Origin of the sequence: Stygiolobus sp. CP859M (assembly GCF_037389975.1) — an archaeon.
Classification (GTDB): Archaea; Thermoproteota; Thermoprotei_A; order Sulfolobales; family Sulfolobaceae; genus Stygiolobus.
In genome coordinates this window covers 15,564-29,710 of sequence record NZ_JBBHKS010000019.1, presented here as the reverse complement: position 1 = coordinate 29,710, position 14,147 = coordinate 15,564, and the positions used below count along the sequence as shown (strand labels likewise).

Here is a 14,147-nt window from a genome sequence, read left to right as displayed (position 1 = left end):
AGACGTCTTAGCATGGAGACCAAGGGGAAAAGTTAAGGGAATCCCGAAATAGGTGTATCAGAAACAAAGTCTTAAAGGGTTGAAGTATAGGCTTTGGACTTCCCCGCATTAAGTTCTGTTACATAACTTATCCGCGTTTGTAATTTGTCGACGTAGAGAGCTAGGTTTTCAAGTCCCCAAGGGAATGCTACAAACATTCTCAACTCCTTCATCAGAACTACCCAGGACTCTGCGTTTCAAGTCCCCAGGGGAATGCTACAAACCGTACATCAACATTTGTTCGAGGAGTGGAGGTGCGGTTTCAAGTCCCCAAGGGAATGCTACAAACAACGACCACCACTACATCAACGTCACCGATTAACAGTAGTTTCAAGTCCCCAAGGGAATGCTACAAACTGTTTTTGCTACAATACGAACCATACCTAGACCCAGGTTTCAAGTCCCCAAGGGAATGCTACAAACTAAACGACATTAACAACCTTATTTATTCGGCGTTCGGGTTTCAAGTCCCCAAGGGAATGCTACAAACTAAACGACATTAACAACCTTATTTATTCGGCGTTCGGGTTTCAAGTCCCCAAGGGAATGCTACAAACGAAACATTTAACCCAATTTATCAGGAGATGCTAGACATCCGTTTCAAGTCCCCAAGGGAATGCTACAAACGTTTTGAGAGCTTTCTTCTTCTCTGCAATTTTATCAATGTTTCAAGTCCCCAAGGGAATGCTACAAACGGCTCCTATCTCTGAAGTATTCGATAAGTTGTTCTTAAGTTTCAAGTCCCCAAGGGAATGCTACAAACCCTTACAATTCCGGAATCTCCAAACGCTCTTGGGTTTTGGTTTCAAGTCCCCAAGGGAATGCTACAAACGTATATAGAATTGATTATACAGTTACCTCTCAATAAGTTTCAAGTCCCCAAGGGAATGCTACAAACGGACATAGTCTCTCAACATAAATTATGATATCACAAATTTAGTTTCAAGTCCCCAAGGGAATGCTACAAACGTTCTGCGGTGGTCTCGGGGTTTAAATCCGTTCTTGAGTTTCAAGTCCCCAAGGGAATGCTACAAACTATAAATGAAAGTGTAGATAGGAATGAAAGACTATGAGTTTCAAGTCCCCAAGGGAATGCTACAAACCCCATGAGGATAAGTCCAGGTCGATTTTATCACCTACATGTTTCAAGTCCCCAAGGGAATGCTACAAACAATTCTTACTTCTACATATTTGTTTCTTTGCCTTCTCAGTTTCAAGTCCCCAAGGGAATGCTACAAACATGGGGTCGAGGCCCATAGGGTTCTCTTTTGTCAGTGGTTTCAAGTCCCCAAGGGAATGCTACAAACTTCCTTCCCTTCTTTCTCCTCTTCTTGAGACTTAAAGGTTTCAAGTCCCCAAGGGAATGCTACAAACTGAGGGAGAGAAGAGGGATAGGTGTGAGAGGTTCAAATGTTTCAAGTCCCCAAGGGAATGCTACAAACTACGAATCCCCAATTTAACTATTGAGGAAGAGGTATAGTTTCAAGTCCCCAAGGGAATGCTACAAACTTATTGATACGGCACGTCTCGGTTTGTTATTTCTAGGTTTCAAGTCCCCAAGGGAATGCTACAAACAAAGCAGCATAGAATGGAATATGTTTCCTGCCTATCCTGTTTCAAGTCCCCAAGGGAATGCTACAAACGTACAGCTTTTTCGTACCTGGAAACGAAGTCTTCTCGTTTCAAGTCCCCAAGGGAATGCTACAAACACTGACTCCAACGCTTGCGCTAATTTTAATTGGTCATCGTTTCAAGTCCCCAAGGGAATGCTACAAACGGATATACCGGCTTAAGGGAAGAGAAGAATTAGTAAAGGTTTCAAGTCCCCAAGGGAATGCTACAAACAACTCTTCCATTGCACTTATCAACTCGTTAATTTCATGGTTTCAAGTCCCCAAGGGAATGCTACAAACCCGTATTAATGTTATCTATTGCAAAATCGATGTGTTGTTTCAAGTCCCCAAGGGAATGCTACAAACGGGGTTTTTTAAAAAAAATAATTCCTTTCATGAATGAGTTTCAAGTCCCCAAGGGAATGCTACAAACTCCCCTGTCCTTAAGCCAGTTTCAACTAATAACAGGAAAGTTTCAAGTCCCCAAGGGAATGCTACAAACACTTTTGCATTCAACATAGAGTGCAGAGAATCTCAAAGTTTCAAGTCCCCAAGGGAATGCTACAAACCAGCAAGCCTCGCAAATAGCTCAACAGAACGATATGTTTCAAGTCCCCAAGGGAATGCTACAAACTCTGTTGGCTGGTTCCGCATCGTTCAACGAAACAGTGTTTCAAGTCCCCAAGGGAATGCTACAAACCTTTTACCCCTCCCCCATAGCCCATCAAGTCATTTTTTGTTTCAAGTCCCCAAGGGAATGCTACAAACGAAACAGAAAATTCGTAGTGTCCCAGTAGACCCTGGTGGTTTCAAGTCCCCAAGGGAATGCTACAAACCGCTAACGCCACCGCCCCCCATGGAGTGTACCCTTGACCGTTTCAAGTCCCCAAGGGAATGCTACAAACTAACGCCACCGCCCCCCATGGAGTGTACCCTTGACCGTTTCAAGTCCCCAAGGGAATGCTACAAACATAGAACTAGAAAATAGAACTAGAAGAAGAAGAGAAGGTTTCAAGTCCCCAAGGGAATGCTACAAACAACCTCTTCCCAACAGGAAGACCCCACTTCCTCCCATGAAGTTTCAAGTCCCCAAGGGAATGCTACAAACAAAAAATTTCCCCCAACTGGACTCCACACTCTTCACAGGTTTCAAGTCCCCAAGGGAATGCTACAAACTTTAGAGGCTAGTAGAGTTGAATTCATATTAGAGGGGTTTCAAGTCCCCAAGGGAATGCTACAAACTCATGTATCCTTTTTGGAAAATACACTGTAATTTGCAAAGGTTTCAAGTCCCCAAGGGAATGCTACAAACAGTCTCTCACTGTCCCTAGCCCAGGGGGACAGTGACGCGTTTCAAGTCCCCAAGGGAATGCTACAAACCTGAGAGAAGCTCTCACTGTCCTAGAAAAAGTTATTATCGTTTCAAGTCCCCAAGGGAATGCTACAAACCCATCTTTGTTCACTTATACTATTGTTTTGGGGGTATTGTTTCAAGTCCCCAAGGGAATGCTACAAACGTGATCAGAGATCACGTCTTCCACATTGAAGAGGGGGGGTTTCAAGTCCCCAAGGGAATGCTACAAACCCTCCTCACTATTATCTTATTTTAGGCGTTTTTATACTTTGTGTTTTTCGGCAGTGATTTCTCACCTTGGCTATCCCTTTCACTGCCGAGGCAATTTTACGCTAATTTTAATATGTTTTAGCAGTAATATTTTCTTTCTCCCTTTCACTGCCGATTTCACTTCCTGCCCAATAAAATGAATAAAAATATATAGAATTAGAAAAAACCGAGCGTTTTTGGTGAAGTAACGTTTAAAAGTGCGGGATATCGGGTCAACTCTAACTCCTCCATGCCGTGGAATGCTAAATGTCCTCCACCCCATTCCCGCCACCGATTCGGGTTTACATCAGGTGGGCAACCGGGGTATCCAGCGGTCCCTTTAGGGACATTTATCCGAATTATTAGTCCCTCTGGGGAAAAAGGAGCGATAGGAGCCCTCCCATGACCCCACAAAGTTCAGGGAGTCATCAGCATTACTGTCAGCACTACTAAGGGGAGTTATAAACACACGTGTTTTAAGGGCGTAGGTTAAAAGTAGCTTTCGTCAGCGTTACTAAGGATAATTGTAAAGAGGATTATTTAAACGTGTGGCTATCCATCCCTTCCGTAGGATCTCCTGCCATTGGCATTGTTTTTGTGTAGCAGGCTACGATAAAGGAGTGGTTAAGTAATGACGTGTGCACATCGGTGTTTACCGAGGCTTTTATCATTATTATTATTATTTTTCTTCCCTATTACCAATTTTCACCTCATCCTAAGCTATAGGTCACGACCCCTTAGGGTCTTTTCAACATTTCTACAAAACCCTGATGAGAACATTGGGTGCCCCTTCCACATTGCCAAGTTAACATAACAGAAGCCGTAAACTCGTTCTTAAGTCCAATGAGGTTACCGACAATCTCTCCTTAAGGTTTTTATTGATCCCTAACGCATCAGCAACAGAGGGAAGTGTGCGTACCGACAATCTCTCCTTAAGGTATTTTTCGTAGAGAACCGACAGTAACTACCAATCGCTTTATACGACGCGTCACGAAGAAAAGTATAAGAGGCTTTACCGCTTAAACATATAATATGCTTTGTGTAGACGACCCAAAAAACTACTGTTCGCACCCGGATAAACTCCTTAAAGACCACTTAAAAGAGGTAGGAGAGTTTTCTTCCCGAAACATAATGGGAGCCGGGAGGTCCGACCTGAAGTCATTCGCCTTCACGGCCGGTGCCCTGCATGACGTTGGTAAATTCACCCACAGCTTCCAAGAACACTTGAGGACCGGGAAGAGGTTATCCTGTTCTGACCACGCCTTAGTTTCTTCCCTGATAGCATACGGCGAGAGCAAGAGGTACCTAAGCGGTACCGACGAAGTGAAAAATAACGTTTACCCCCTCCTCACCATGCTGGCGGTACTATCCCACCACGGGGAACTGAAGGGGCTGACGACCCTGAGCGATCTCTTGAACAAGAAAGCTGAGGAAGTCGAGTCCGGTAACTCGTGCTTATCGGATCAATTGAGAGAACTGGAGAAAAAGTGGGACTACATTAAGTCCGAGCTGGACTTTTTAGACCTGCAAGTAAAGCCGTCCATCTCCCTATTGAAGGAGGCAAGGAAGTCCGTTTACACGGTCAGGAAGTATCTCTCCGAGCTGGTAAACGAACAGAAGTACTTCTGGGACTGGTACTTCGACGGGCTCTTACTTTTCTCTTCACTAATCGATGCGGACAAGCACAGTGCCTCGGAGACTCAGTACGTTAGCTCACCCTCTCTGGACCCGTCTTTACTTATTAAGTATGCTGAGTCCTTACCGAGGTCGGGTAGAGTACAACCTATGAGGGATGAACTCTTTAGTTACGCGGTGAACACTCAGCTGAAAGACCCCATCTCTTTCCTCAACGCCCCTACGGGGAGCGGAAAGACAATTTCCGGTAGCATCTTAGCGTTAAAGAGGTCTAAGAGGAGGGTAGTGTACTCCCTACCTTTTATAAGTATAATAGAACAAGCCTACGACGTGTTACAGAGGGTTTACGGTGACTCCGTGTTGAAGTACCACCACCTATCGTACTTCCTCGATAACAAAGGTAACAAGCAAACGGACTTGGGTGACGAGTACGCGGACATGGAGAGGAAGTTGATGGTCGCAGAGAGCTGGGACTCCCCGTTCGTGGTGACCACTTTTGAAGCCCTTGTCAATACTATTTTGTCGTCGGAGAACTCCTACCTGAAGAGGTTACACAACTTGGCTAATTCTTCACTTATACTCGACGAAATACAAGCTATGGGTATAGAGGAGTTATACGTCGTGAAGGAGGCTCTGGAAGAGGCTGTGAAACGTCTGAACATTGAAGTCCTCTTCATGACTGCCACTAACCCCTTCTGGGAAGGTTCTTCACCCGTGAAAACGAAGCCCAACAGATACGTGGTGGAACTGGAACTGGGGAGTACTGTGTCTCCCGAGGAGATGGCGGATTTAGCATGTGACAAGAGCGATATAATGGTGGAGTATAATACAATAGCCTCTTCCCTTAAGGGATTCGACGTGTTAAAGGAGTGCACTAAGGGCAGTAAAGTTTACTACTTGTCCACACGTGTGGTACCAAAAGAGAGGCTGGAGAGGGTTAAGAAGATAATGAAAGAGAAGGGCAAAGGCAACGGTGTAGTATTAGTCACGACACAGTTAGTAGAGGCCGGTGTAGATTTGGACTTCACGGAGGCGATGAGGGATTTAGGCCCCATAGATTCCATAATTCAAGCGGCGGGGAGGGTTAACAGGAATTGGGTCAGGGAGTCGGGCAAGCTTAAGGTGGTGAGGGTTAAAAGGGATGGGTTACCTACGGACTTCGCTTTAGTTTACGGTAAGCTGACTGAAGAGGTCACCCTGAACGCCCTTGAGGACAGATCGTCTTTTACGGAAGCTGAAGTGGAGGACGTGTTGAAGAAGTACTACGACGTGTTAAAGGTAAAGTTTAAGCCTTCGAACTCAAGGTTGAGGTCTGACCTGCTGGGTAAAGTCACGGGATTGGAGTTCGATAAGGTAAAGTTGCAGTTGATAAAGGAGGAGCCTAAGTACACCGTGTTCGTGTTGCTGGATAAAGAGGCGGAGGAGGTGTATGAGAGGTTGAAGGATGCGTTAAAGTCTAAGGGTTTCTCCAGAAGAGCTTTAGTGAAGGCGTTGATGGCTAAGGCTGAAAACTATATAGTGAAAACGTGGGAGAAATTGCCTTTAGAGCAGGACAGCGAACTCGGTTGGTATATAGTCAGGAGAGAGGAAGTAGAGAATTATTATGACAAAGAGAAAGGCCTTAAGTCGGAGAAAGACGAAAGTGCGATAGTCTGGTAATACAGTAAGTGTCAGACTTTCTTCCTGCATTAGAAGGTTCCCTTCCAAGGGGTTCGCAGTTCCCACCATCGATTGGGGACTACATTTGGTGGGCAGTCGAGTGGCTCAGAGAGCCCCCACTTGAAGATGGGACTTTCATTGTTGAGCTCTAGTCCCTTGAGAGAGATGCTGATTAATCCTCTTAAAGTCCCATTAAACCGGGAAGGAGCGTCGTTGGCGTCACTACGAGAAACTTTGGCAAAGAAGTATTTAAACACGGGGTATCAATCTGGTGAGGCTTTCGGTCCCCTCAACCCCCTAACTTTGTAAAATAGATTTTCGAGATCGTGAACAGGACTGGAAAAGGAGTGGTTAAGGTTTACCGGCTACACTGTGATGTAAAGGTCAAGTTATTTTGTCACTTTCAACGACTCAGTTCATCAACATTTGTAGTAACTACGGAAACTGATTAAACTTATTTGTTCGTCCTTCATAGGTGAACTCAAGGGCGGAAAAAGTGATGAAGTGGTGTTAGCCCAAAAGGTACCGTGTAATGGAACTTCACCTGAGCGTTATTCATTAAGGCGTTGAGAGGAGATAGAGAAGAAGCGAAACAAAAAGTCGTCAATGTACTCTCGTAACTAACCGTTATATATAGACGTTATCACACTGTTTACGACTCAGTCGTTAACTAAAGCGTGTGAGAGTCCTTATTTTACCTCCCTTAATGATCACACTCCTACATCTAGTAGTGACCTCATAGTTCTCATTTCCTAATGTCCGAGACATGCTAAGAAATAGTTATTATCACTACCAAGCTTAACGCCTTTAGCTCCGCAGATAACAAAATTTTTATTTGGATAATAGTGTTACATTTTTAGAAAACATGGCTGTAAGTAGTAGTAATAAACCAGGCGGTGACGATAACAATAACCCGCCCTATAAAATAGGTGAAGACGTTTACGTAACCGGCACCCTGATCTGGTACTTACACATATGTCCTCGGGAAGTGTGGTTGATGAGCAGGCACATAATCCCGTATCAAGACCACGAGAGGCTAGAGTACGGTAGGGCAGTGCATAAAGTACACACTGAAGACACTTTTCTGATTTTGGAAGGTATGAGAGTGGACATTTACAAGAAGGATACGGGCGTGGTTGTCGAAGTCAAGTGTTCGTCTAAGCACTTAGAGTCCGCGAGGGCACAGCTCAGCTATTATTTATACAGACTTAAAGATGCCGGGGTGAACGCTATAGGAGTGGTGAGGGTCCCTGATGAGGGAGTGGAGGAGAGGGTGGAGGTCGTTGACGAAGAAAAGGTCCTTAAAGATGTCGAGAGAGTTAAGGAAATAGTATCGAGTGATAACCCCCCTAAAAAGGTGAGGATTAAGTACTGTAAAAAGTGTGCTTACAAGGACTTTTGCTGGACGGGGTAGGTGAGGGGCACGACTGAGAAGGAGTCCAACAAGAAGAAGGGCAAGGCTGCTTGGATAAGTTTCTGTACTTTTCACAAGTTCTTCTTGAGGGCGAGAGTGAGTAGATGTGTCTAAAAGGGTTTTCATAACTACCAGTGGTACCCTGAAGAGGAAGAACAACACTATAGCGCTGGTCACAAAGGACGGCACCAAATATGTGCCCATAAACCAGTTAAAGTCGTTATACGTCTTCGGCGAAGTCAAGCTAAATAAGAGGTTCCTCCAATTTTTGAGTAAAGAAGGGATCTTGATCCACTTTTTCTCTAAAAGAAGAAGATACATAGGTTCCTTCGTGCCCAAAAGCAGTAACTTATCAGGACACGTCTTAGTAAAACAAGTAGAAGCGTATCTGGACGGCGAGAAAAGATTAACAATAGCTAAGAGGTTTGTAGAGGGTTCAGTAAAGAACATGTCCCTCGTATTGAGGGAGAACGGGGTGGACAGTACTTCTGTTAAGGAGAAGGTCAAGGAGCTCGAAAACGCCAAGACCGTAAATGAGGTGATGGGTATTGAAGGTTCAGCGAGACAAGAGTACTACACGGGTTTAGATAAAATATTGGGCGGGGCTTTCGTGAAGAGGAGTAAGAAGCCCCCGGAAAATTGGGTTAACTCCTTAATGAGCTTGGGAAATATGATGCTCTACACTGAGGTGTTAGGGGCTATATACCAGACACAGTTAGACCCGAGAGTCGGGTACTTACACACTACCAACATGAGGAAGTTCTCCCTTAACTTGGACATTGCCGACGTCTTCAAGCCCATAATAGTGGACAGGCTTGTAATAGCTTTAATAAAGAGGAAGGAAATAACGGAGAAGGACTTCGAAGTGAACGGGTTAAAGCTCACCGATGACGCCCTGAGGAAGTTCGTTAAAAAATTCGACGAGAAGATGGAGACCAAAGTAAATGTAGGTAAGAAGAGGGCGTCCTATACAAGGCTTTTGAGAATGGAGTGTTATAAGCTAGAGAAACACTTATTAGGTGACGAGGAGTACCGTCCTTATGTCGCTAGGTAAACAAAATTTTGTGGGTTAGTACGAGAGGAAATCCGGTAAAAACACACACAGTTAGGCGACAAGAGTTTTTCTCCCTAAAAAGCTCGTTATCCCCTTTTTTTGTTTGAAAGAGGGCTCTTTCAGGTTAAAGCCTTCACTTGTCAGAACGACGAGATAGTCGTTCACCGACGGGCTGAATCCTTTTTCACGTTAACAGAGATCTTTTTGTCTGTTTATAACGAATTTTCACTGATAAATGATGATCTCTCACACCGATGTGGGCAAAAGTGTGGGAGTGATTGCAGAGATGTGAGCCCCGTGCCGTTGGGCTCGAAGGAGTCCCATGACCCACCTACAGTAAGCTGTGGTTGAGGGCTAAGTCCCTACACTCGACCATGAATGAACATAAAATGATTGAAATGAAAGTGTAGGGATAAACGGTGTCTAGTAGGGACTATGCACTCTACGAGCACTTTCGTCGTACCACAGGTCATCGTAGCCCGGAATTAGTCTAGTAGGGGCTATGTACTCTACAAACCTCTCAGCCCAGTATAAAGCCTTATAATCGCCTTAGATCGTTGAGTAGGGACTGCACGCTCTCTATTAGCAAAAGAAAGACATAAAATCGTCTTTCAATTTTAGTAGGGCTTGTATGCTGCACGACCCTTAAGTCGGGTAATCCTCGTGAAGTCCCTCCATGTCGTGCTTTCATAAAAGACCTACAGCGTGATATACCGCTTAACACTCACAATATGTTTGTGTCCTCTTGTGCCTTTCCTAATACCTCCTTATCTATGGCGAACTTCCCATCTAACTTAAAGATTATCACCGAGTCCTTGTCCTTCATGATCTTTTTGAGCTCGTTTTTCAACATATATAGCTTCCCTTCAGTGATTTCACCTTCAAATACCGACCTCTGAATCCAAGTGAGATACTTTCTACACGTGTTTAGTGCCTTGCTTACCCTCTTCTCGTCGAAATCATAAACGAGGATGACGTACACCTTAATTCTCGCCCTCGTAAATAAATTTTCAGTTCTTACTAAATAATTATTATGATAATGACACAAGTGAAATCCATATGCATTTGAGTACATAATATGGTGATAGAGCAAAGTTAAAGGAAAGGAGGGAAGGAAAAGCGGATACATATCATGTTCGGATCTTACACTTAGACCTCATCGACCTCCCTACGGAGACGTAAAGGTACTACCGAGACCATCCCTACAGTGAAAACTTGGACGAAAGGGGTCGATGAGCGACCCTTCTTTCCATGTTAGCAAAACGAAAACTTAACTAAAGACAGTCTTTTACATAAATTACTCACGTTATGGTGTGTCTTTCAAGTCAAGGAAACATTTGAGAGTAACGTTCATATAAAAACTCGGTTCGTTCTCAGAACCTTGATTACTCTCCGTCATTAGTTTCACACCCGCTTCTCGCCCATTTGCCGTGTTAAGCCCCAGTTAAACATGACTAAGCTTGCTGGCATCTCATTTCCTATCGTCATGTGAACCAGGGAAATTAGTGGAGGTACTACCTAAGACGCGATGTAGTTCTTACCTAACTTTAACAATAGCCTGAGCGTTATTGCACATGCACACTTCTTCCGCTTTCGAAAACAATAAAGCCCTAGATAAGCGTTATAGCACGACCAATCTCCCTAAGGGTTTATCCAACGTAGAACTAGGTCTGTTAACACCAGATTTGTTACCTTCAAAACACAAACTACACTACATGTCCTGCTAACTCTCGTCTAAGTTCATCGTTCTAGCCCTAAAGCGCAACTTTGCCCGTAAGATAGTCTCGGCTTACCGCTTTTCTTGGGGTCATTACTGTAGTAAGCATAAGTGAAAAAGTTCCGTTGTATACAGACATCTTTTGGTTTTTCTGATTCTATATATTTTTATTCATTTTATTGGGCAGGAAGTGAAATCGGCAGTGAAAGGGAGAAAGAAAATATTACTGCTAAAACATATTAAAATTAGCGAAAAATTGCCTCGGCAGTGAAAGGGATAGCCAAGGTGAGAAATCACTGCCGAAAAACACAAAGTATAAAAACGCCTAAAATAAGATAATAGTGAGGAGGGTTTGTAGCATTCCCTTGGGGACTTGAAACAATATATTGAAGATGAGCTTATGCAGACCAGAGGCATGTTTGTAGCATTCCCTTGGGGACTTGAAACGATAGAAGAAGAAGGGTAAATAGCTGATACAGCATCGTTTGTAGCATTCCCTTGGGGACTTGAAACAAGTGTTTGCATCCACCTTTTATAATCACTTCTCCTACATCGTTTGTAGCATTCCCTTGGGGACTTGAAACATAATTCAACAATTGAAACTAATTCTAATGATTTTAGTTTGTAGCATTCCCTTGGGGACTTGAAACTGATATAAAAAGTGTCTTGGCTAGGGAATTACCGTTTGAGTTTGTAGCATTCCCTTGGGGACTTGAAACGCTATTATACATAATAATAATATTAAAAGGCTAAAGGACGGTTTGTAGCATTCCCTTGGGGACTTGAAACTTGCACAAAAAACGCAAAAAATTAAGCATAGTCTTAGCGTTTGTAGCATTCCCTTGGGGACTTGAAACGCAATTTGTTTTTTCGTGTACTTCTTCATACCTTTCACCTCGTTTGTAGCATTCCCTTGGGGACTTGAAACTACAAATCAGCAAGGGAGAAACGGTAATGCGGATATAGTTTGTAGCATTCCCTTGGGGACTTGAAACTATTTCTCTCTCGGAGGATAAGACGAGGGAAAGAGAAATGGTTTGTAGCATTCCCTTGGGGACTTGAAACCCTAAACTCCTGTTCCCACTATCAGTGGGAACAGGTGGTTTGTAGCATTCCCTTGGGGACTTGAAACACGTTGTTTTTGTAATATTCGTCCAGGTCAAACGACGTTTGTAGCATTCCCTTGGGGACTTGAAACTTTTGCTATAAGTAGCAGTGTCCATACTCTCGACAAAGGTTTGTAGCATTCCCTTGGGGACTTGAAACATGTAAATATAATACAAATTGAAAATAATAATTCAAGTTTGTAGCATTCCCTTGGGGACTTGAAACCTCATCGTTCTCACCTAGTTTTTTCAGGTCGTTGTCAGTTTGTAGCATTCCCTTGGGGACTTGAAACTGAATATAACCTGATGAGCTAAGGGGGAGGGATAAAGTTTGTAGCATTCCCTTGGGGACTTGAAACTTTTGTGATGAATGTGGAGTTCAACTGGGGGAGATTTTTGTTTGTAGCATTCCCTTGGGGACTTGAAACCTAGGAGAAGACGTAGTTGGGTAAGGTTGGGGCTTAGTTTGTAGCATTCCCTTGGGGACTTGAAACCATAATCAAAATCTAGTTCTTCTAAATGCTTTGTATATCCGTTTGTAGCATTCCCTTGGGGACTTGAAACTCGTTCTTTAAAGCGTTGTTTAATAGTTGTAGTTCATCGTTTGTAGCATTCCCTTGGGGACTTGAAACCGAGGGTGCGCTTGGCAGGATTGACTTCAAATCTTTAGTTTGTAGCATTCCCTTGGGGACTTGAAACTTTTTCACGAATGCATTCGTTTTGCAAAGCGTTTATGGTTGTTTGTAGCATTCCCTTGGGGACTTGAAACAAATAAGAATAGGGCTAAGGACTAAAAGGAGAAGGGTTTGTAGCATTCCCTTGGGGACTTGAAACTACTCTAAACTAACAATAAAAAATTCTTGTTCTTTATGTTTGTAGCATTCCCTTGGGGACTTGAAACCGTTTTTTCTTGCCCCCACTACGACTGGGGGTATGTCCCGTTTGTAGCATTCCCTTGGGGACTTGAAACATTATTTTTCTTTTCCGGCTCAGTGTCAAAAAAAAAGTTTGTAGCATTCCCTTGGGGACTTGAAACGTTGTCTTCGAGTACAAGGGGTGGAGTGTACCCCTAGGAGAGGTTTGTAGCATTCCCTTGGGGACTTGAAACAAAACCTGGTAGACCCTGATTACAGCCCCAGGGTCTACTGTTTGTAGCATTCCCTTGGGGACTTGAAACATGAAGAGAAGTAGGATAACAAAAATGAAACTTTTTAGTTTGTAGCATTCCCTTGGGGACTTGAAACAGGGTAACAACAAAAAATTCCTGTGACTCTGAAAAAAGTTTGTAGCATTCCCTTGGGGACTTGAAACTTGTAATTTTCTTTTTTTGCACAAAAAATGCAAAAAGTTTGTAGCATTCCCTTGGGGACTTGAAACTAAATACGGTAGACCCTGAGGGATGAAACCCCAGGGGTTTGTGTTTGTAGCATTCCCTTGGGGACTTGAAACAGTATAAATGTGGCATCGATAACTCAGAACTAATAGGTTTGTAGCATTCCCTTGGGGACTTGAAACTGTAGTCACTTTTGAGTATAAGGGGTGGAGTGTGCCCCGTTTGTAGCATTCCCTTGGGGACTTGAAACCCATGATATTCACCCCTGAATCCGGGGGACAAGTACAGTTTGTAGCATTCCCTTGGGGACTTGAAACTAAATGGGAAAATATAGGTCTGACGTGTTGGGAAGGTTTGTAGCATTCCCTTGGGGACTTGAAACCACTCTTGTAACCCTCTTGTCCTTATCGTGAGAGTGTTTGTAGCATTCCCTTGGGGACTTGAAACTGTTTTTGTAAATACTTCTGAAAATCTAGAACCTAATATCGGTTTGTAGCATTCCCTTGGGGACTTGAAACAGCTTCTCACTCTCCTTAACCCAGGGGGACAAAGTGGCTGTTTGTAGCATTCCCTTGGGGACTTGAAACTAAATACGATAGACCCTGATTACCGCACCAGGGTCTAGTTTGTAGCATTCCCTTGGGGACTTGAAACTATGAGGGGGATAATAACGGAGACACCGTGCACCTCGTGTTTGTAGCATTCCCTTGGGGACTTGAAACTTTTTCGACAACTAAAGGGAGTTCTGCGATTTCGTCTCGTTTGTAGTATTCCCTTGGGGACTTGAAACATTCCGTACTAAACTTTCTGAGTCTTCGATTCGTACAGTTTGTAGCATTCCCTTGGGGACTTGAAACAAAAGACTATCTGGTGTGCTATGGGGGAGGGATAAGTTTGTAGCATTCCCTTGGGGACTTGAAACAAAAAATAATTTGATATGCCATGGGGGATGCAAAAAAGTTTGTAGCATTCCC

General features: G+C 43.6%; 5 protein-coding genes and 2 CRISPR repeat arrays (1 of these 7 only partly in view). Of the genes, 4 read left to right on the top strand and 1 reads right to left on the bottom strand.

The genetic code is table 11. The features are described from left to right. Nucleotides 1-165: 165 nt before the first annotated feature. Nucleotides 166-3,237: a CRISPR direct-repeat array (repeat unit 30 nt; unit sequence GTTTCAAGTCCCCAAGGGAATGCTACAAAC). 1,050 nt (nt 3,238-4,287) lie between these two features. The 3 genes from cas3 to cas1b all read left to right on the top strand — a co-directional run bounded on the left by cas3 (nt 4,288) and on the right by cas1b (nt 9,017). Then, complete coding sequence (cas3, locus tag WIW72_RS08830) at nt 4,288-6,549, top strand: CRISPR-associated helicase Cas3' (protein ID WP_337721362.1); 2,262 nt, start codon at nt 4,288-4,290, stop codon at nt 6,547-6,549. Between the two features lie 865 nt (nt 6,550-7,414). Then, nucleotides 7,415-7,963 carry a CRISPR-associated protein Cas4 gene (cas4, locus tag WIW72_RS08825; protein WP_337721361.1) on the top strand — a complete coding sequence of 183 codons (549 nt, stop codon included), beginning with the start codon at nt 7,415-7,417 and terminating at the stop codon, nt 7,961-7,963. Between the two features lie 106 nt (nt 7,964-8,069). After that, nucleotides 8,070-9,017: a type I-B CRISPR-associated endonuclease Cas1b gene (gene cas1b / locus WIW72_RS08820; protein ID WP_337699089.1), complete on the top strand. Its 948-nt coding sequence runs from the start codon at nt 8,070-8,072 to the stop codon at nt 9,015-9,017. A gap of 724 nt (nt 9,018-9,741) precedes the next feature. Here the strand turns inward: cas1b and cas2 are convergent. After that, on the bottom strand, nt 9,742-9,999 hold the full coding sequence (gene cas2 / locus WIW72_RS08815; RefSeq protein ID WP_337699091.1) for a CRISPR-associated endonuclease Cas2: 258 nt from the start codon (nt 9,997-9,999) through the stop codon (nt 9,742-9,744). 592 nt (nt 10,000-10,591) lie between these two features. Here cas2 and WIW72_RS08810 point away from each other — a divergent pair. Continuing rightward, nucleotides 10,592-10,744: a hypothetical protein gene (locus WIW72_RS08810; protein ID WP_337721360.1), complete on the top strand. Its 153-nt coding sequence runs from the start codon at nt 10,592-10,594 to the stop codon at nt 10,742-10,744. A gap of 340 nt (nt 10,745-11,084) precedes the next feature. Further along, a CRISPR array of direct repeats spans nt 11,085-14,147; the repeat unit is 30 nt; unit sequence GTTTGTAGCATTCCCTTGGGGACTTGAAAC; it runs 623 nt beyond the window's last position.